Origin of the sequence: Micromonospora sp. NPDC005553, assembly GCF_042871765.1 — a bacterium.
Classification (GTDB): domain Bacteria; phylum Actinomycetota; class Actinomycetes; order Mycobacteriales; family Micromonosporaceae; genus Micromonospora.
The window spans coordinates 223,599-243,108 of record NZ_JBIAJD010000003.1; the positions used below are offsets into that span (position 1 = coordinate 223,599).

16 protein-coding genes are annotated in these 19,510 nt (G+C 72.3%); 10 read left to right on the top strand and 6 right to left on the bottom strand.

Going from position 1 to position 19,510, the window contains the following annotated elements:
* The first annotated feature begins 102 nt into the window (after nt 1–102).
* From ACFYPG_RS13495 to ACFYPG_RS13510, 4 genes are all read left to right on the top strand, one after another.
* Nucleotides 103–2,490 (top strand): M4 family metallopeptidase, encoded by a 2,388-nt coding sequence (locus ACFYPG_RS13495; protein WP_355005895.1) that lies wholly within the window; start codon nt 103–105, stop codon nt 2,488–2,490.
* A gap of 140 nt (nt 2,491–2,630) precedes the next feature.
* Nucleotides 2,631–3,398, top strand: coding sequence for an enoyl-CoA hydratase/isomerase family protein (locus ACFYPG_RS13500; RefSeq protein ID WP_387352058.1), 768 nt, complete (start codon nt 2,631–2,633; stop codon nt 3,396–3,398).
* A 129-nt stretch (nt 3,399–3,527) separates the two neighbouring features.
* Nucleotides 3,528–4,043 carry a hypothetical protein gene (locus tag ACFYPG_RS13505; RefSeq protein WP_387352060.1) on the top strand — a complete coding sequence of 172 codons (516 nt, stop codon included), beginning with the start codon at nt 3,528–3,530 and terminating at the stop codon, nt 4,041–4,043.
* A 78-nt stretch (nt 4,044–4,121) separates the two neighbouring features.
* Entirely contained in the window at nt 4,122–5,732 is a 1,611-nt protein-coding gene (locus ACFYPG_RS13510) for a serine/threonine-protein kinase (protein ID WP_387352062.1), read from the top strand.
* Nucleotides 5,733–5,802: 70 nt separating this feature from the next.
* Here ACFYPG_RS13510 and ACFYPG_RS13515 read toward each other — a convergent pair whose 3' ends face one another.
* The 4 genes from ACFYPG_RS13515 to ACFYPG_RS13530 all read right to left on the bottom strand — a co-directional run bounded on the left by ACFYPG_RS13515 (nt 5,803) and on the right by ACFYPG_RS13530 (nt 9,801).
* Nucleotides 5,803–6,246 carry an HNH endonuclease gene (locus tag ACFYPG_RS13515; protein WP_238676588.1) on the bottom strand — a complete coding sequence of 148 codons (444 nt, stop codon included), beginning with the start codon at nt 6,244–6,246 and terminating at the stop codon, nt 5,803–5,805.
* Nucleotides 6,247–6,458: 212 nt separating this feature from the next.
* Nucleotides 6,459–7,667: a hypothetical protein gene (locus ACFYPG_RS13520; protein WP_387352065.1), complete on the bottom strand. Its 1,209-nt coding sequence runs from the start codon at nt 7,665–7,667 to the stop codon at nt 6,459–6,461.
* Between the two features lie 67 nt (nt 7,668–7,734).
* Nucleotides 7,735–9,288, bottom strand: a complete 1,554-nt coding sequence (locus ACFYPG_RS13525) for an FAD-dependent oxidoreductase (protein ID WP_355005890.1) — start codon at nt 9,286–9,288, stop codon at nt 7,735–7,737.
* Between the two features lie 24 nt (nt 9,289–9,312).
* Complete coding sequence (locus ACFYPG_RS13530) at nt 9,313–9,801, bottom strand: MSMEG_6728 family protein (protein WP_238676590.1); 489 nt, start codon at nt 9,799–9,801, stop codon at nt 9,313–9,315.
* 95 nt (nt 9,802–9,896) lie between these two features.
* Here ACFYPG_RS13530 and ACFYPG_RS13535 point away from each other — a divergent pair, with 95 nt between their 5' ends.
* The 6 genes from ACFYPG_RS13535 to ACFYPG_RS13560 all read left to right on the top strand — a co-directional run bounded on the left by ACFYPG_RS13535 (nt 9,897) and on the right by ACFYPG_RS13560 (nt 17,459).
* A complete protein-coding gene (locus tag ACFYPG_RS13535) occupies nt 9,897–11,867 on the top strand; it encodes a potassium channel family protein (RefSeq protein ID WP_387352067.1) in 1,971 nt (656 codons plus the stop codon).
* Between the two features lie 82 nt (nt 11,868–11,949).
* A complete protein-coding gene (locus ACFYPG_RS13540; RefSeq protein ID WP_355005887.1) occupies nt 11,950–12,240 on the top strand; it encodes a DUF1778 domain-containing protein in 291 nt (96 codons plus the stop codon).
* The gene (locus ACFYPG_RS13545) at nt 12,237–12,758 is read left to right on the top strand and encodes a GNAT family N-acetyltransferase (protein ID WP_387352070.1); all 522 of its coding nucleotides are present in this window, start codon (nt 12,237–12,239) and stop codon (nt 12,756–12,758) included. The genes ACFYPG_RS13540 and ACFYPG_RS13545 overlap by 4 nt, the downstream gene beginning before the upstream one ends.
* Nucleotides 12,759–12,801: 43 nt before the next feature.
* On the top strand, nt 12,802–15,657 hold the full coding sequence (locus tag ACFYPG_RS13550; RefSeq protein WP_387352072.1) for a BTAD domain-containing putative transcriptional regulator: 2,856 nt from the start codon (nt 12,802–12,804) through the stop codon (nt 15,655–15,657).
* 30 nt (nt 15,658–15,687) lie between these two features.
* Complete coding sequence (locus ACFYPG_RS13555; RefSeq protein ID WP_387352074.1) at nt 15,688–16,677, top strand: ATP-binding cassette domain-containing protein; 990 nt, start codon at nt 15,688–15,690, stop codon at nt 16,675–16,677.
* A complete protein-coding gene (locus ACFYPG_RS13560; RefSeq protein ID WP_355005883.1) occupies nt 16,674–17,459 on the top strand; it encodes an ABC transporter permease in 786 nt (261 codons plus the stop codon). The genes ACFYPG_RS13555 and ACFYPG_RS13560 overlap by 4 nt, the downstream gene beginning before the upstream one ends.
* A 19-nt stretch (nt 17,460–17,478) precedes the next feature.
* Here ACFYPG_RS13560 and ACFYPG_RS13565 read toward each other — a convergent pair whose 3' ends face one another.
* Entirely contained in the window at nt 17,479–18,714 is a 1,236-nt protein-coding gene (locus tag ACFYPG_RS13565) for an APC family permease (protein ID WP_355005882.1), read from the bottom strand.
* Between the two features lie 10 nt (nt 18,715–18,724).
* Nucleotides 18,725–19,462 (bottom strand): phosphatase PAP2 family protein, encoded by a 738-nt coding sequence (locus ACFYPG_RS13570; RefSeq protein ID WP_355006084.1) that lies wholly within the window; start codon nt 19,460–19,462, stop codon nt 18,725–18,727.
* Nucleotides 19,463–19,510 lie beyond the last annotated feature (48 nt).

Consider the following 19,510-nt stretch of genomic DNA (forward strand, 5'->3'; position numbering starts at 1 on the left):
TAGATGTCTGACATCGGTTCAGACCTTCTCTTTTCTTCCACACATAGCTATATGTACATGCGTGACTACCTCCGTCACATCCTTCTCCTCTCAGGAGCGCACGTGAAAAGAGCTCTTGCCGCCGTCAGCGCAGTGCTGCTCACCAGCGGCCTGCTGACCTGCGTCATCACCCCGGCGCACGCGGCCCCGCCCACCTCTCCCGCGCCGGACGCCTCCGCCGCGGCCCGAGCGGCAACCGTCCTACGAGCGAACCCCGGCGCCGTCCAGGGTTCGAGCGCCGAGGCCTACCAGGTGCGCAGCACCAAGGTCGACCCCAGCGGCGCGGCCCACACCCGCTACACCAGGACCTACCAGGGCCTGCGGGTGTACGGCGGTGACTTCGTCATCCACACCGCGCCGAACGGCACGTACGCCGGCAGTTCGGTCGGGTTGGCCGCGCCGCTGACCCTCGCCACCTCGGCCAGGACCACCGCGGCGGCCGCGAAGAAGGCCGCCAGCGCCCGGTTCGCCGGTAAGGCCGAGGCGGTGGGCACGCCGGAACTGTTCGTGGACGCCAGTTCCGGGCAGGGTCGACTCGCCTGGGAGACCGTGGTCAGCGGGTGGCAGCCCGACGGGCAGACCCCGTCCCGGCTGCACGTGATCACCGACGCCACCACCGGCGCGACCGTCGGGTCGTACGACGAGATCGAGTCGGTGACCGGCAGCGGCCAGGGCATCTACACCGGCACGGTCAGCATCGACACGACGCTCTCCGGCAGCACGTACCAGATGATCGACCCGTTGCGCGGCAACGGCCGCACCTGTGACATGAACAACGGCACGTCGAGCTGTACCACCTTCACCGACGCCGACAACGCCTGGGGCACCGGAGCCACCTCCAGCCGGCAGTCCGCTGCGGTGGACGCGCACTTCGGCGCCGCCAAGACGTTCGACTACTTCAAGAACACGCACGGCCGTAACGGCATCTTCGGCAACGGCAGCGGCGTGCCGAGCCGGGTGCACTACGGCAACAACTACGTCAACGCCTTCTGGGACGGCGCCCAGATGACCTACGGTGACGGCTCGGGCAACTCCCGCCCCCTGGTCTCGCTGGACGTGGCTGGGCACGAGATGAGCCACGGTGTCACCGAGGCGCTGGCCGGCCTGGTCTACTCCGGCGAATCCGGCGGCCTCAACGAGGCCACCAGCGACATCTTCGGCAACATGGTGGAGTTCTACGCCGCCGCGCCGAGCGACCCGGGCGACTACCAGGTCGGTGAGAAGATCAACATCAACAACAACGGCACGCCGCTGCGCTACATGTACAACCCGTCGCTGGACGGCTCGTCCGACAGTTGCTGGTCCACCAGCACCAAGAACAAGGACGTGCACTACTCCTCCGGCGTGGCCAACCACTTCTTCTTCAACCTGGCCGAGGGCACCGGCGCCACCTCGTACGGCACCTCCCCGGTCTGCGGTTCCGCCCCCGCGGTGACCGGCATCGGCCGGGCCAAGGCCGAGAAAATCTGGTACCGGGCGCTTGACGTCTACTTCACCTCCAACACGTCGTACGTCAGCACCAGCAACCCGGCGAACACCGCCCGCGCCTACAGCCTGCGGGCGGCCACCGACCTGTACGGCAGCTGCTCCACCGAGTACAAGGCCGTGCAGGCAGCCTGGACCGCGGTGAACGTGGCCGGCAGCGACTCCGCCTGCTCGACCGGCAACGACTTCTCGGTGTCGCTCTCGCCGACCGCCGGTTCGGTCAACCCGGGCAGCTCCGCCGCCACCACCGTGTCGACCGCCACCACCAGTGGCTCGGCGCAGACGGTGACGTTCTCCGCGTCCGGCCTGCCCAGCGGGGCGAGCGCCGCGTTCAGCCCCGCCTCGGTGACCTCGGGCGGCTCGTCCACCCTCACCATCAGCACCTCGGCGAGCACCCCGGCCGGCACCTACTCGGTCACCGTCAACGGCGCGGGAGCTGTCACCCGCAGCGCCACCTACACGTTGACCGTGAACGGTACCGGTGGTGGCTGCACCGCGCCGGGGCAGAAGCTGGCCAACCCGGGCTTCGAATCCGGCGCGACCGGCTGGACGGCAAGCTCCGGCGTCATCACCAACTCCAGCAGCCAGGCAGCCCGCACCGGGTCGTACAAGGCATGGCTGAACGGGTACGGCAGCACCCGCACCGAGACGCTCGCCCAGTCGGTGAGCCTGCCGGCCGGCTGCGCGTCGTACGCCCTCAGCTTCTGGTTGCACATCGACTCCGCCGAGACCACCAGCAGCGTCGCCTACGACAAGCTCAACGTGCAGGTGCTCAACTCGAGCGGAACGGTTCTGGCCACCCTGGCGACCTACTCGAACCTGAACAAGGCCACCGGCTACAGCCAGAAGTCCTTCTCGCTGGCGTCGTACGCCGGTCAGACTGTCAGCCTGAAGTTCACGGGCGTGGAGGACTCCTCGCTCCAGACGTCGTTCGTGGTCGACGACACCGCGATCAACGTCTCCTGACCTGACGGCTCACGCGCGGGCCCGACGGCTACCCCTCACGGTGGTCGTCGGGCCCGCGTCGTTATGGTCGCGGCAGCGGGGCGACGACGCTGGCGGGCAGATCGGCGGCGCCGCACAGGTGACGCCGGGAAGGGGCCGATGTGTCGGACGCGGAGTTGACAGTCGAGGTGACCGGGCCGGTCGCCACCGTAGTCATCAGCAACCCGGCCCGGCGGAACGCCATGACCGCGGCCATGTGGCGTCAGCTCCCCGAACTGCTCGACCGGCTGGAGCCCGACCCGGCCGTACGGTCGTTGGTGCTCACCGGTGCCGGTGACGCCTTCTGCGCGGGCGCGGACCTCGGTGACCTGGCCGAGTTGCTGGACGCCGGTGACGCCAGCATCGCGGTGGCCGCCGAGGAACGGCTGGCCCGGTTCGGCAAGCCGACGATCGCTGCCATCCGGGGTGCCTGCGTCGGCGGTGGGGCCCAGCTCGCAGTCGCCTGCGACCTGCGGATCGCCGCCGACGACGCCCGTTTCGGCGTACCGCCGGCCCGGCTCGGGCTTGTCTATCCGGCGCCGACGACGCGCCGGCTGGCCCGGCTCGTCGGCCTGTCCGCCGCCAAGCACCTGCTGTTCACCGCCGAACTGGTCGACGCTGAGCGCGCCCTGCGGATCGGCCTGGTCGACGAACTGCTACCGGTCGACCGGCTCGCCGCGCGGGTGGACGAACTGACGACGACGATCGCCACGCGGTCCCCGCTGAGCATCGCCGCCGCCAAGGAGATCATCGACGATCGCGCCGAGCCCGCGCGGATCGCCTGGTGGCACCGGAAGGTGACGACGACCGGCGAGGCCCGGGAAGGGGTCGCGGCGGTGACCGAGCGGCGTACGCCCCGCTTCGCCTGGCGGCCCCCGACCGACGCCTGAGTCGGCAGGGTTCGGCCGCCGTCGTCGATGGGTAGATCCCCTCCACGCGGCGATCGGGGGACCACTATGGACGAGATGGCGACGAATCCGGACCGGAGCGGCCGGCGACTTCGTCTGATACTTGGGTTCGTGCTGCTGCCCGCAGTTGTCGGCGCGCTCGCGGTCGGTGTCGCGATGGGTGGCCAGAACACCGGCATCTTCGACGGTGACCCGCCGGGCTGGGCCAGCAACCTGGGACTCGTCCTGGTGATCCTCGGAGTCATCGTCGAGGTGGCCGCAGCCGTCTGGGTCGTACGCACCGGCCGTTACCGATCGGCACGACACTCGCCCCTGATCGGGCTCGGTTGGTCGCGCCGTCGTCGGCTGGTTCGGCAGGTTCGACGCGACGCACCGGAGGCCGATGAAGACCCGGGTCTGCTCGTGGAAACCGCCAGACAGTTCGTCAATCAACGGTACTTCGCGGTGCTGTGCGCCGGTTTGCTGATGACGAGCGTCGGTCAGGTCTTCGTGGGGTTCGCGCCGTTCCACGCGATGATCGGTGGGTTGCTGCTGGTGCTCTGGGTGGTGCTGATCGTGTCGGTCGTGCGAAACGCCCGTCGGGGCGAGGCGTTCCTGCGCGCCCATCCGGATCTGCGCGGACGGTAGCCGCAACCCGCTCCCACCCATCGCAACACCTCGATCCCGGGTATCCAAGACTCAGGTCGGTACGGCAGGCTGTCCGTCGTGCAGCGTGATCAGTTGCTTGCGGGCCGCTACCGGCTCCTCGAGCGCCTCGGCAGTGGCGGCATGTCGGCGGTGCATCGGGCGTACGACGAGGTGCTCGAACGGGACGTTGCGGTGAAGGTGCTGGTCGCCTCGGACACCGACGCCCGGCAGCGGATCCGGGGCGAGGCCAAGGCCGCGGCTCGGCTGTCGCACCCGCACGTCACCAGCGTCTACGACTACGGCGAGTCGGTGGTGGACGGCGCTGAGGTTCCGTTCGTGGTGATGGAGTTGCTCGGCGGTCACACAGTGGAGCGCCGGTTGGTGGTCGGGCCGCTGCCCCCGCGCGCCGGTCTGAGGGTGTGCGCCGAGGTGGCTTCGGCGCTCGCCGCAGCGCACGACGAGGGGTTGGTGCACCGCGACATCAAGCCGGCCAACGTGATGCTCACGCCGACCGGTGCGAAGGTGCTGGACTTCGGCATCGCGGCAGCCGTCGGCGCCCCGGAGATCGACTTCGAGGGGCGGCTGATGGGCACGCCGGCGTACCTGGCGCCGGAGCGGTTGCAGGCTGGCGAGGTGCGGCCGGCCAGCGACGTGTACGCCCTCGGCCTGCTGCTGTACCGGGTGCTGACCGGCCGGTTGCCGTGGCCCGCCGAGGCGCAGACCCGGATGGTCCGCGCGCACACGCCCGTCGAACCGGACCCGCTGCCCGCGATCGACGGCGTGCCGCCCGAGGTGCACCGGCTCTACCGCTGGTGCCTGGCCGCCGACCCCGCCGATCGGCCACCGGCCACCGACGCGGCCCGCATACTGCTCGCCGCCGCCAGCGGGCCCGCCCCCGAGGCGGCTGCCGCCGCCGCCCAACCGGCGGCCGACGTAACCAGGCAGACCGGCCCTACCGGCACCGAGCAGGCCGGCACCGAGCAGGCCGGCACCGAGCTGGCCGGCACCGAGCTGGCCGGCACCGAGCAGACCAGCGCCGAGCAGACCGGGACCGGGCCAACCAGAGCCAGGCCGGAGGGTGCCGGAACGACTGGTGATTCGGCGGTGCGGATGAGGCGCGGGCCGTGGCGTCGAGGGCGAGCCATTCTGACGGTCGGCGGGGCTGTGATCGCCGCCGTGGCGCTCGCCGGGTCGCTCGGTGACTTCAGCAATCGACAGGGACAGAGCGCCACGCCGACCAGCAGCGGCCCCGGCACCACCACGGTGGGGATGCCCCGCACCGAGGACCCGACCGACGTGGCCGATGCCGGACCGGTCGTCGTACCGACGACCAGGAGAAGCTCGCCCGCCGTCCGGACCAACTCTCCGGCCGGTCCGGGCGTGACAGCGGTCCCGGGCCCGACGGCCACCACCGCGGGACCGCCCCCGACCTCGGCCGCGCCGACCCCGACACCTGGCGTCGGCGTACCGGTCGACGCGCTCGGCGGAACGGTCACCGCCCGCTGCGTGGGAAAGTCGGTCGAGGTGCTCACCGTGGTGCTCGCACCCGGTTTCCGGGCCGAGGGGTACGACCCGGGGCCGGCAAAGCAGATCGTGGTCGAGCTGACCTCCCCGGAGCACCGCAGCGAGATCCGGGTTCAGTGCCCCAACGGCCAGTTGAGGGCGAAGGTCAAGGAACGCGCCGCCTGATCGGGGGCCGGCGGGTGCCGCGCCCGGGTCGTACCCGGGACGCGGCCCCCCGTTCCCGCCGGCCGGTCCGTCACCGCCCGGTCAGCGCCGCCCAGCCCGGGTTCACCGGCTCCCGGCGAAGCGGCATGCCCGCCTCCGCCGGCGTCCGGTCCCCCTTGCGCTGGTTGCAGGCGTAACAGGCGGCGGTGGTGTTCCGCCAGGTGTTCCGGCCGCCGCGCGAGCGGGGCAGGATGTGGTCGATGGTGGAGGCCGGGCCGCCGCAGTACGCGCAGCACCTGTCGTCGCGGCGCAGCACACCGGCCCGCGACCAGGCCGGCCCGGAGTTGAACCTCCACCGGGTGACGACGAAGCGGACCAGCCGCACCACCCGGGGCATCGGGAAGACCCCGATCACCCGGTCCGGCTCGGCCTCGTGGATCTCGGCCACCCGGCGGCAGAGCATCCGGACGGCGTGTTGGACGGTGACCCGGTGCAGCGGGCCGAGGTCGGCGTTGATGACGAGGACGGCATCCACCGGGACTCCTTTCCAGATGGTGACGGACAGCAAGAAGCCGCCCGGTCCGGCTGTCGGACGGGGCGGCTCAGCGCGTACGGACGCGCGTCAGTCGGGCCGGCCCGCCCGGGGACCTTCCGCTCGGTAACCGTCACCGGGCAGCGTCGACAGCACGATGCTGATGTGCCACATCGTCATGAGCTGCTCCCGCGGTGGTGGTTGACCTTGCGCGCTCACGGTAGGTCGACCCGGGAGGCACGGGCAACGTATTTCGATCGGCTGGCCCCGTCGGGACGCCGCTGGCGGCGGGTGCGGGGAATTGCTTTGGCCGAGACCTGGGCGGTGGTCAGCGGCCGGTTCAGCCGCAGTGCCATCCGTGCGGTGAGTTCGCTGTCCAGCAGCGGCCGGTTGACCTCACCGGCGACGGACAGCGCGGGCCCGGAGACCGACCGCCAGATCGCGGCCAGCCCGGCGCCGAGGCCCACCAGGGCCACTGTGGCCCGGGTGGTCGGTGAGCCGGCGGCCGCGGCGGCACTCACCCCGACGACCGCGAAGAGCACGAGCAGCAGGGGTACGAGCACCGGCCAGAAGATGCCTCGGGCCGCCTGCGCCACCAGTCGCCGGTCTCGGATGATCAGGTTCCGGGCGATCACCGCGTAGTCCTCCTCGTCGAGCAGGTCGCGCGGGTGCAGGCCGCCGGTGAGCACGTCGCGCCAGAGGTCGCCCTGGCCGCGCAGCGTCCGGCTGAGGGTGGCGGGCGTCGGCTCGGTCGGATCCCCGTGACCGGCGCGGTCGACAGCGCTCGCCCAGGCGGCCAGCGAGCGGCGCACCACAGCGGCCGAGTACGGCGGCAGCACGCTGGCCAACTCGTCCAGCCACCGGCTGATCTGGACCTGCCGGCCGCCGAACTGCCGCAGCAACTGCGTGACGTCGCCGGCTCGGACGGTGTCGGCCACTGACCGGCCCAGTCGGTAGGCGAGCCCGACCCGGTGGTTGGCGGCCATCGCCCAGCGCAACACCTCCACGTTGAGGTCGTCGAGGGCGAGCAGCAGCGGCACCGGGTCGGCGGGGTCGGGCTGGCCCAGGTCGGGGAGCAGGGCCCGGGCGGCCGACGTGTCGGGTGCCGGCCCGGTGTGCCGGGTGAGGTCGGCGATCTGGGCCAGGGCGACGTCCACCCCGTCGAGGTACATCCGCATCCGACGGTGGGCGGACATCTCGGTGAGGTTGGAGAGTTTGGCCGGCGGTACGGCCGGGCGGGCCTCGACGAAGGCGCTGGGCTCCGCGTGCTGCCCGTGGTGGTAGGCGTCCGCCATCCACCAGCCCAGCCGGAGCGCTGTGACGATGCAGGCGCGCTCGTCGCGGATCAGCGGGTACGCGTCGTCGCGGCCGATCTCGTCCGTCGACGAGTCGTTCTCCGCGCCGGCGCGGTGCAGTGGTGACATCTCCCGCTGCCCTCCCGCCCGGCCGATCGACGGTTGATCATTCGAGCGTACGGCAGCGTACCGTGGCTTATGTCATGTTTTGTCGATTTGGCTTCGTGCGGCCGGCCAGCAGGCCACGCGGTCGGATCGAGAGCACCGGCTCGGCCGCGCCACCCTCGGCGCGCAGAATGTGGTTCGCGGCGATGATCCCGGTCGCGGCCGAGCGTTCCATCAACGCGCTCGGGAAGTCCGTGGCGATGCCGTCGCCGGCCAGGTAGAGGCCGGTCGCGTCGGTGCGTACCCCCGGTCGCCAGGCGTGGCTGCCCGGCGTGAAAGCCGGCGCCTGCGCCTCCACCCGGGCCCGCAGCTCGCGGACCCGCAGGTCGCCGGCCTCCGGCCAGAGCGCGACCAACTCGCGGCGCATCCGCTCGGCCAGCTCCTCGGCCGGCACGCCGGGCTCGCAGGCGTACGCGTGCAGCTCGACGACGGAGCCGCCGGTCTGCTGCGCCCAGCGCCGCGACTCGTTCTCCAGCCGGTGGTAGAGCGTCACCGAGTCCAGAGTGGGCTGACGGGACACGCCGCTGAACACCGCCCGCTCGGCGGACACGTCCCCGTCACACCAGTACCGCGCCACCGCGTACGGCGGGCCGGGGGTGCCGAAGGCCGGCATCCGTGCCGCCAGCTCGGGTGCCTGCTCGGCCAGGTCCGGGGAGGCCGCCACCAGCGCGGCGAGCGCCGGCGGGTCGACGGCGAGCACGATGTGACCCGCCGGATGGCTGCCGCCGTCGGTGGTCGTCACCCGCCACCCCTCGCCATCGTGGTGCACCCCGGTGGCGGCGCAGCCGGTGAGGACCCGGCCACCGTGCTTCTCCACGTGCCGGGTCAGCGGCTCCCAGATCGCCGTGGCGTAGTCCTCGTCGGGGCAGTCGAAGGCCAGCCCCTCCGGGTTGCCGAGCAGATAGAAGTGGAACTGGGCGACCATCTCGGCGGCCGACATCTCCGCCTCATGGTTGAAGAACGAGTGCGAGAAGACCTCGAACAGCATCGCCCGAGCCCGGTCCGGCAGTCGCAGCGACGCCAGCAACTCGTCGGCTGTGGTGTCGTCCAGGTCCGCGTAGGTGCGCACCGGGTCGTAGCTGAGCAGCGGCAGCGCCGCGTCCCGGTCCATCAGTCGCAGGTCGGCCAGGCGCAGGCTGGGGCTGCGCAGCAGCAGCGCCAGCAGGTTCGCCGGTGGCGCGGGCGGCAACCTGCCGAACTCCTCGGTCGGCCACTGCTCGCTGAGAATCGGGTAGCCCGGAATCGGCTTGAGGAAGCCCAGGTCACTGTCGACCCGGCGGAGGATGGACCGCCAGTTGTAGTACTGCCGGAAGAACGCGTGGAAGCCGTGCTCGTTCTGCTGGCTGCCGTCGGCGAGCGCCTCGGGCCAGGCGCCCAGCCGACCACCGAGGGTGGGTGCCGCCTCCAGCACTGTGACCGCCACACCCCGCTCGGCCAACACCACCGCCGCCGACATCCCGGCGATGCCGCCACCCACCACCAGCGCCGTGGTCGGTCGCGGCACCCGGTCGGCGCCACCGCCGCCCGGGTCCACCTGGTGCTGCCTTACGCCGATCAGTCGACCTACCACTTGCGACAGCGCCATGGGCCCAGTCTGCCCCACCTCGGCTCAGTCGGCTGGCAAGCAACGGCGGGGACGGTCGGAGGCCGGCCAGACGTACTCCAGGTCCTCCGGCACGTCGTCGCCGAACAGCGGGCGGTAGTGCGTCGGGTCCTTGCGCAGCAGCGACGAGCGGTGACTGAGGTGCAGGTCGTCGCGGCCCAGCCACGGGGGCAGCTCACCCGCTCGGGCCAGCTCGTCCTGGGTGCGTACCACGCCGGCCCCGCAGGCGTCGGCGAGGTCGACGGTCATCGTGGTGGCGCAGGTGTCGGCCCGCCCCGGTTCGGTCCAGACCGCGCACATGTCCAGCCCGTAGCGGACGAGCGCCTCCTCGTACCCGGCCCACATCTTCACGGCCGGGTGGTTGCGCCAGCCGTACCCGGGTCGGGTGAGCCCGCGCAGCACCTGGATGGCCTCCACCCGCTGCTTGCCGAGCCGCTTCTGGTCCAGCGTGCGGGCGCTGGCCAGGAAGCCCGGGTACGGGAGGAACGTCTGCATGCCGCTGCTCTACCCGTCGCCGGGGCGGACATACCTGGCCCGGGGATGATCCGGACGGGGTCGCCCAGGGTGGCCGTGCTGATTACGATCCGGGCATGGCGGAGCCGTGGCGGGACCGGGCGCGACGGGCGGTCGAGTGGAACTGGCGACTGCGGTCCGTCGGTGATCCCCGCCCGCACTACGTGATCTGTGGCAAGGACGCGCTCGCCTACTACGTGGCCCGGGCGATGCTCGAATCCGAGCTGCCGGTCGGTGGGGCCCGGGTGACAGTCGTGGTGCCGGAGCGTTACCGCAGCAACGGGCCGGACGTGGCCGGGCTGCGCGGGGTCCGGGTGGTCCGCTCGGACCGGCTTGACGTGGCCACCTTCGAAGCCGCCGGTCTGGCCGGCGCGACCGGGCTGGCCCTGTTGCACCAGGACGACGTGGGCAACCTGCACGCCGCGCTCTGCGCCCAGGCCGTCGACCAGCGGGTTCGCCAGGTGCTGCGGATGTTCAACGGCACCCTCGCCGACGGCGTGCGCAAGCTGCTCAAGGCCCCGGTCGAGGTGCTCTCCGACGCCGAGATGGCCGCGCCGGCCTTCGTGGCCGCCGCGCTCAACGAGGTCGACCCGAGCTCCTTCCAACACCGGGACAAGACGCTGCGGGTGGCGCGTCGGGCCGACGTCCGACCGCAGGACGTGGTCTGCGCGTTGGCGCACCTCAGCGAGGCGCGGGGGGTGGAGCTGCTGCCGGCCGAGCAGGCCGGGGCCGACCTGGTGCTGGCCGAGGCGACCGGTCAGCCGCCGGGCACCGAGGTCGCCGCCCGCCGGTTGGTCCGGGCGCGTCGGCGGCGTCGTCCGATCTCGGTGGTGGTGGGGGCGGTACGCGGCTTCGCCACCCGAAAGATCGGCATTGCGGTGATGGTGGTGCTCGCGCTGATCGCGGTGCTGGGGGCGCTGATCTCCCGGGCCGAGGACGTCTCTCCGCTGGAGGCGCTGTACCTGACGCTGGTCACCACGCTCAGTGGCGCCGACCCGGACACCACCAAGGCGGCGGACGCCCAGATCATGCAGGTGGTGCTCAACCTGGCCGGCTTGGCGCTGATCCCACTGATCACCGCCGTCGTCGTGGACGGCATCGTCAACGCCCGACTGGCCCTGCACACCGGCCGCCTGCAACCCGCGCGGGTCGGGCACGTGGTGGTGATCGGTCTGGGCAACGTCGGCACCCGGGTGATGGCGCAGCTACGCGAGTACGACGTCGAGGTGGTGGCCATCGACAAGGATCCGGAGCCGCGTGGCGCCGCCCTGGCCCGCCAACTGGAGGTGCCGCTGATCGTCGGCGACGCCGCGTTGCCGGAGACACTCGCCTCCGCCTCGGTGGCCGACTGTCAGGCGCTGGTGGTGGCGTCCACCGACGACGTGGCCAACCTGGAGGCGGCCCTCGCCGCCCGCGACCTCCGCGCCGACCTGCGCGTGGTGCTGCGGCTCTTCGACGGTGACTTCGCCGAACGGGTGGAGGAGACCTTCGCGCTCGGGGTGTCCCGCTCGGTCTCCTACCTGGCCGCCCCGGCCTTCATCGGGGCGCTCACCGAACGCGCCGTGATCAGCACCATCCCGGTCGACCGGCACGCGCTCCCGGTCGCCGAGGTGCCGGTCGCCCCCGGCTCCGAGCTGGACGGTCGACCGTTGGACGCGGTCAACCGGGACGGGCAGGTCCGGTTGATCGCCCGCACCCCGGCCGGCGGTGCCAGGACCATCTGGTGGAAGGACCTCGACCCCCGCCAGGTGATCTTCGCCGGCGACCGACTGACCGTCGTCGCCCGGCGGCGCGGGCTGGACTGGCTGACGCGCCAGTGCGCCCCGCCGGCTCACCCGGAGCCGGTAACCCGACCGGCCGGGTCGGTCCACGGCGGAGTGCACACCCCGGCGGCGGCGTCTCCCGCCGTGCCGGGGCAGACGGGCCCGGGGGCCGGCGCGGCACATCCCGTCCCTTCGGGTGGAGACACGCCCTCGACGACCAACGGTGTTCAACCCGACGAACGTGAGCTGACCCGCCGGCATGACGGGCCCGGCGAGGTGAGCTGACGCCAGCCGGGGGCGGCCGGTGCGGCACGCACAGGTCAGGTAGTCGACTTGCAGTGGCGTACGTTGTGCGTACACTCATGGTGTGAGTGCGAAGGCAGAGCGGCTGCACCTGCGGGTGGATGAGCAGCAGAAAGCGTTGCTGGAAGCGGCCAGTCAAGCCGCCGGGGACAGCGTCTCGACGTTCGTGTTGAAGGCGGCGACCGAGGCCGCGGCGGATGTGCTCGCCGACCGGCGGGCGTTCCTGCTGGACGAAGACGCCTGGCGGGTCTTCGACGAGGCGTTGCAAGGGCCGGCGCAGGACGTGGCCGGGCTGCGGGAACTGTTGACCGGTCCGACGGTGCTCGACCCGCCGACTGATGGTGCGCCACGGTGAGTTCCCGCTTCTCGGCGGTCGAGCCGCTGTCGGCCGAGTTCGCGGTGACCGGGTTCGACTGCGGCTCCCGCGCGCAGTCGGTGTGGTTGGCCGAGCATGCCCTGCAAGCCCACCGGGCGGGCTTGTCCCGGGTGTACGTGGTGCGGGACAACGAGCGCCCCGATCAGCGAGTGGCAGGCTACTACGCCCTGGCTGCCGGCAGCGTCGCCCCCGCCGACGCCTCGCCTCGCCTGCAGCAGGGGGCGGGCCGCTATCACCAACCGGTGGTGATCCTGACTCGGCTCGGGGTCGACCGCAGCGCCCAGGGCGTTGGGCTGGGCCGAGCCCTGGTGGTCGACGCACTGCGGCGGATAGCCGCCGCCTCCGAGGTCATCGGCGTACGCGCGGTGCTCATTCACTGCGAGACAGAAGCCGCCCGCGACTTCTACCAGGGTCTGGCGAAGTTCGAGGCCAGCCCTACCGACCCCATGCACCTGTTGCTGCTGATGAAGGACCTTCGCCGCGCGCTCAGCGGCTGATCGGTCAGCAGGAACCGGCCGGCAGTGGGCGACAATCCATGGCATGCGTTTCCGCATCCTGGGTCCGACCCAGGTCGTGCTGGCCGACGGGCGAGAGGTCCCCGTGGGCGGGCCTCGGCTGCGCGCCCTGCTGGCGTTGCTCCTGCTCGACGCGGGTCGGGTCGTCTCCGCCGACCGACTGATCGACGGCCTGTACGGCGAGCACCCGCCCCGAGGTGCGGCCAACGCGCTCCAGTCCCAGGTGTCGCGACTGCGCCAGGCACTGCCCGCCGGGCACGACCCGGTCGAGTTCCACCCGGCCGGTTACCGCTTGGCGGTGGATCCCGACGACGTCGACGTGTACCGCTTTGAACGGCTCGCCGAGTCGGGACGCCGCGCGCTCGTCGACGGCGACTGGCCCCGCGCGGCGGCGGTGTTGCGCGAGGCGCTGGAGCTGTGGCGCGGTCCCGCCCTGGCCGATGCCATCGGCGCAGCCGGCGCGCCCGCCCAGGCGGCCCGGCTGGACGAGCTGCGGTTGGCCGCCATCGAGGATCGGATCGAGGCGGACCTGGCGTTGGGCGCACAGAGCGCCCTGATCGCGGAGTTGCGGGAGGTGGTCGTCGCGCATCCCCTGCGGGAGCGCTCGCGGGGCCAGCTGATGCGTGCCCTGGCTGCACTGGGTCGGCCGGCGGAGGCGCTGGCCGAGTACGAGGACGCCCGGCACGCGCTGGCCGAGCAGCTCGGCGTCGACCCCTCGGCGGAGCTGGCCGCCGTTCACCTGGCGGTGCTGCGTGGTGCGGAACGCGGGCCGGCCGAACCGGTGCTGCCGAGTCAACTCACCACCTTCGTCGGGCGCGAGGAGGAGCTCAAGCGCGTCGGCGACCTGCTCGGAGAGCGGCGGCTCGTCACCCTCACCGGTCCCGGGGGCGCGGGCAAGACGCGCCTGGCGATCGAGGCGGCTGGCCGGGTCGACGGGGAGGTCCGTCTCGTCGAGCTGGCCGGGCTGGCCGACGGTTCTGATGTCCCGCAGGCGGTGCTGAGCGCCCTCGGCCTGCGCGACGCGGGCCTGCGCGCCCCGGCCGAGCCGGGCTGGCAGACCACCGACCGGTTGATCGAGGCGCTGGCCGAGCGGCGGCTGCTGCTGGTGCTCGACAACTGCGAGCACGTCCTCGTCGACGCGGCCCGGCTGGCGGCCCGGTTGCTGAGCGCGTGCCCGGCGTTGCGCGTCCTGGCCACCAGTCGGGAGCCGCTGGGGTTGGCCGGTGAGGCGCTGTGCCCGCTGTCCGGGCTCAGCCTGCCACCGCTCGGGGCGTCCGCGCCGGACGCCGACGACTACGCGGCGGTTGACCTCTTCGCCCAACGGGCCGCCGACGTCGCGCCCGACTTCACCGTCACGCCGGCCAACGTCGAGATGGTGCTGCGGATCTGCCGAAGCCTGGACGGCCTGCCGCTGGCGATCGAGTTGGCCGCCGCGCGGCTGCGGGCGTTGCCCGTCGCCGAGGTGGCCGCCCGTCTCGACGACCGGTTCCGGCTGTTGTCGACGGGCAACCGGGCCGCGTCGCCGCGACACCGCACCCTGCGGGCGGTGGTCGAGTGGAGTTGGGATCTGCTCGACGACGCCGAACGGGAAGTGGCCCGACGGCTGACCGTCTTCGCCGGTGGGGCCACGCTGGAGGCGGCCGAGCGGGTCTGTGGCCTGCCCACCGCCGAGTTCTTCGACGCGCTCACCGGTCTGGTCGACAAGTCCTTCGTGGAGATGACGGGTGGCCGGTACCGGATGCTCGAAACGGTGCGGGCCTTCTGCGCCGAGCGTCTCGCCGAGGCCGGCGAGGCCGACCAACTGCGTCGCGCGCACACCGCGTACTTCCTGGAGTTCGCCTGGACCGCCAGCGACCACCTCCGGTGCGCGGAGCAACTGCACTGGCTGCGACTGCTGGACGCCGAGCGGGACAACCTGCACGCGGCGTTGCGTCGGGCCACAGCGGCCGGCGACGCGTCCGGCGCGGCCGGGATGGTCGCGGCCCTGTCGTTCTACTGGTGGCTGCGCGGCATGCGCGGGGAAGGGGCGCGGCTCGCCGCGGACGTCCTCGAACTGCTCGGCACCGAGGCACCGCCGGGGATGGGTGAGGAGTTCGCCCTCTGCGTCTACAACGCCTCGCTCGCAGGCGTCGGTCACCTGCCGGCGGTCGGGACGCAGTCGTCCGTGATCCGCAGTCTCGACCGGACGCCGCGACAGCCGTTCCTGCTGTACCTGTCGGGGATCTCGACCGGGCCGCCGTCCGGCGGCGCCGAGGATGTCGACGAGCTGATGGGGGAGCTGCGGCGGCTGGTCGGCCCGGAGGACGCGTGGATCAACGCGCTCGGCGCGATGGGCAGCGGCGCGGCCCTGATGTGGAGCGACCAACGTGACCGGGCCAGGACCGCGCTGACCACAGCGCTCGACGGCTTCCGCGGCACCGGGGACCGGTGGGGCACCATGATCACGCTCGGTGCGCTCGGCGAACTGGCCGCCCTGCAGGGCGATGCGGAGACCGCCGGCGCCCACATGGACGAGGCCATGAGGCTGGTCGAGGCACTCGGATCGGCCGTCGACCAGGCCGACATGCTGCGTACCCGGGGCGAGATCAGGCTGCGCGCCGGTGACCTCGCGGCGGCGCACGACGACTTCACCGGTTCGCTGCTCCTCGCGCAGGGCAGCGGCGCGCCCGAGTTCGTGGCCAGCGCGCGGCTCGGCCTCGCCCAGGTGGCCCGGGTACGAGGGGACCTGGCCGCCGCGAGGCGGTTCTGCGAGGAGGCGTTGGCCGGTGGGCTCACCGGCTGGTACGTCGGCGAGGCCGCCCGCGCGGAGATCGTTCTCGTCCTGAAGGAGATCACCGAGGCGGAGAAGGCCGGTGCGCCGCCGTCAGCGGGCGGTGCGTGACCGGTCAGCGTCGGGCCGCACCGTGGGGGCATGACGACATTCGAGGTGGTCGCCGAGGGTCTGGGCAAGCGGTACGGCCCGACCAGGGCGCTCGACGCGTTCGACCTGACCGTGCCGCCCGGCACGGTCCACGGACTGCTGGGACCGAACGGCGCGGGCAAGACGACTGCCGTACGGATCCTCACCACGCTGCTGCGCTTCGACACGGGAAGGGCCACGGTGGCCGGGTACGACGTGCTGCGCCAGCCGGACGAGGTGCGCGCCCGGATCGGGCTGACCGGGCAGTACGCCGCGGTCGACGAGATCCTCAGCGGCCGGCAGAACCTGGAGCTGTTCGGCCGGCTGTTCCGGCTCGGCCGACGGGAGGCCCGCCGACGCGCCGATGAGCTGCTGGAACGGTTCGGGCTGGACGAGGCGGCGAGCCGGTCCGCCGGTGAGTACTCGGGTGGGATGCGTCGCCGGTTGGACCTCGCCGCCAGTCTGATCCGTACGCCGCGGGTGTTGTTCCTGGACGAGCCGACGACCGGCCTGGACCCGCGCAGCCGCAACCAGGTGTGGGACCTGGTCCGAGGTCTCGTGGCGGACGGGACGACGGTCCTGCTCACCACGCAGTACCTGGAGGAAGCCGATCAGCTCGCCGACCGGATCTCGGTGATCGACGCCGGTCGGGTGGTGGCCGAGGGATCACCGGACCAACTCAAGGCGATGACCGGCGGCGACCGGATCGAGGTGGTGGTCCGCGACGCGGCCGAGCTGAGCCAGGCGGCCCGCCTCGTCGCGCGGATCTGCGGTGCGGAGCCCGAACTCGACAGGGAGGTTCGACGGCTCAGCGTGCCGGTGGTCGATCGCGTCGCCGGCCTGGTCGACGTGGTTCGCGCGCTGGACGACGCCGGGATCGCTGTCGAGGACATCGGCCTGCGGCGCGCGACGTTGGACGAGGCATTCCTGCACCTGACCGGGCACCGGCCGGATGAGGCCCGCGAGCCGGTCGGGGCCGGACGAACTGTGGAGATGGCATGACGACGGCGATCGTCGACGGTTGGACGATGACCAGGCGGAACATGACCCACGTGGTTCGCGCGCCGGAGGAGCTGATCCTCTACTTCTCGCTGCCGATCATGTTCGTGCTGGTCTTCGGGTACGTGTTCGGCAGCGGCATGCAGGTGCCGGGTGGTGGCGACTACCGCGAGTTCCTGTTGCCCGGGGTCTTCGTGATGACGATGCTCTACGGGTTGGGGGCCACAGCGACCGGCGTGGCGCTGGACCTCAGCCGGGGTGTGGTCGACCGGTTCCGGTCGATGCCGATGGCACGGTCCGCCCTGATGACCGGTCGTAGCGCCGCCGACCTGCTGCGCGCCCTGCTGGAGATGTCCACCCTCCTGGTGTGTGGCCTGCTCGTCGGATGGCAGTGGCGCGAGGGTGTGGGCAGGGCGTTGCTCGCCGTCGGGCTCCTCCTGCTGCTGCGGGTCGCCATCACCTGGATGGGGATCTACCTGGCGCTTCTGGTCCGCAATCCGGACACCGTCGGCGTCATCGTCTTTCCGGCGGCGTTTCCGCTGACCGCGATCTCCAACGTCTTCGTGTCGCCCGAGCTGATGCCGTCGGTCATCGGGACGATCTCGGAGTGGAATCCGCTGTCGGCCACCGTCGCGGCGATCCGCGAACTGTTCGGCAACCCGGGCCTGGGTGGTGACTCCTGGCCGGCGGAGCACGCGATGCTGTTGGCGGTGCTGTGGCCGGTGTTGCTGATCGCGACGTTCGCTCCGCTGGCCGTGCGCCGCTACCAACGGTTGAGCCGCTGACTCCGGCCGTCCGCCAGGGTCAGCGGCGGGCCCGCAGGGCGTGGAAGGCGGCACCGACGGCGAGCACACCGAAGCCGGCGATCACGCTGCTCAGCGGCAGGTTGACCGCGAGCAGCAGGCACCCGACCAGCCCGAGAACGGCGAGCACCCGGACCGGCAACCGCCGGTCCGGGTCCCGCCCCAGGGTGAGCGCAGACGCGTTGGTGATCGCGTAGTAGACCAGCACCGTGCAGCTGGAGAAGCCGATCGCGTCGCGTACGTCACCGAGCAGCACCACCACGATCACCACGGCGGCCACCGCCAGTTCGGCGCGGTGCGGCACCTGGTGCACCGGGTGCACCGCTGCCAGCGCACCGGGAAGGTCACGGCGGCGGGCCATGGCGAGGGTGGTCCGACCGACCCCGGCGACCAGGGACAGCAGCACCCCGACGACCGCGATGGTGGCGCCGGCGCGGACCACCCACGCCAGGCCGGGCAGTCCGGCGGCGGTCACCACGTCGACCAGGGGCGCGGCGGATCCGGCCAGCCGGTCGGCGCCGAGCACGCCGAGGGTGACCGCCGCCAGCACCAGGTAGATCACGAGCACCACCCCGAGCGCCAGCGGCACCGCGCGCGGGATGGTCCGCTGCGGATCGCGGACCTCCTCGCCCAGCGTGGCGATCCGGGCGTACCCGGCGAAGGCGAAGAACAGCAACCCGGCGGCGGTGAGCACGCCCCGTGCCGAGCCGCCGGGCTCGCCGAGCCGGCCCAGATGCACCGGCCCACCGACCAGGCCGACGACGGTGACCACTGCCAGCACCGCCAGCACCAGCGCGACCAACGCCCTGGTCACGGTGGCGGTCTTGCCGATGCCGCGCAGGTTCACCGCGGTCACCGCGAGCACCGCACCGACGGCTACCAGTCGGGCCTGGCCCGGCCAGAGGTACGCCCCGACGGTCAACGCCATCGCCGCGCAGCTCGCCGTCTTGCCGACCACGAAGCCCCAACCGGCCAGGAAACCGGCGAAGGGCCCGAGGCGCTCCCGGCCGTAGACGTAGGTGCCGCCGGACTCCGGGTACCGGGCCGCCAGCCGCGCCGAACTGGTCGCGTTGCAGAAGGCCACGAAGCCGGCCAGCGCCAGCGCGGGCAGCAGGCCGGCACCGCCGGCCGCCGCCACCGCCGGGCCGAAGACCACGAAGACGCCCGCGCCCAGCATCGAGCCCAACCCGATGACAACCGCATCGGGTACGCCCAGCCGCCGCGCCAGTTGATCCACGAATCAGAACCTAGGGGTACGAGGTGAACGGCCGGTCCCACGCGCGTAACCGGCCGGGGAGCGGCAGATCGTCCCAGGGCACCCGGTGCAGCAGCCGGTCCAGGAGCAGGCCCAGCAGCAGCCCGGCGACCGAGTCGGTCAGCCAGTGCCAGCCGAGGTAGGTGGTGGTGGTGAGGACGACCAGCGGCGGTACGACGCGGATCACGGTGACGAGCCGGCTCGGGAGTTGCCGGCCGAAAGTGCGGGCCAGTGGGGCGAGCAGCAGCGCGATGACCCCGTACCAGACGATCGCGTTGGCGACGTGGCCCGACGGGTAGGACTGGGCGAACCGCACCGGCAGGTCGTCGTGGAACAGCGGCAGGGTCTGCTCGGGTGCCAGGAACGGCTCCTTGACGCTGGCGCTCGGTGCCGCCCGCGCGGTCCAGACCTTCAGCGGACCGATCGTGAAGGTGGTGATCACGAACCCGACCACCGGCAGCAGGATCGGCCGTACCGACCGCAGCCGGACGGCCAGCAGCACGCCCAGCCCGACGCCGATCAGGGTCAGCGGGGTGCCCTGGCCGAGGAAGTTCAGCACCCGGGCGACCCAGTACGCGGCGGCCGGCCGGTGCCCGTCGGCCCAGTCGGCGACCGCCCGGTCCAATCCGAAGAGCTGGTCGGCGGCGAGCGCCACCGTCAACCCGACCAGACCGACCAGTAGAAGCGCGTCGAACCACCAGCCGGCCGGGCGAACGGGCCGTAGCCGCAGGTCACGTCGTACCGCTGTGGGTTTGAGCACGCGACCACGCTACCGGCC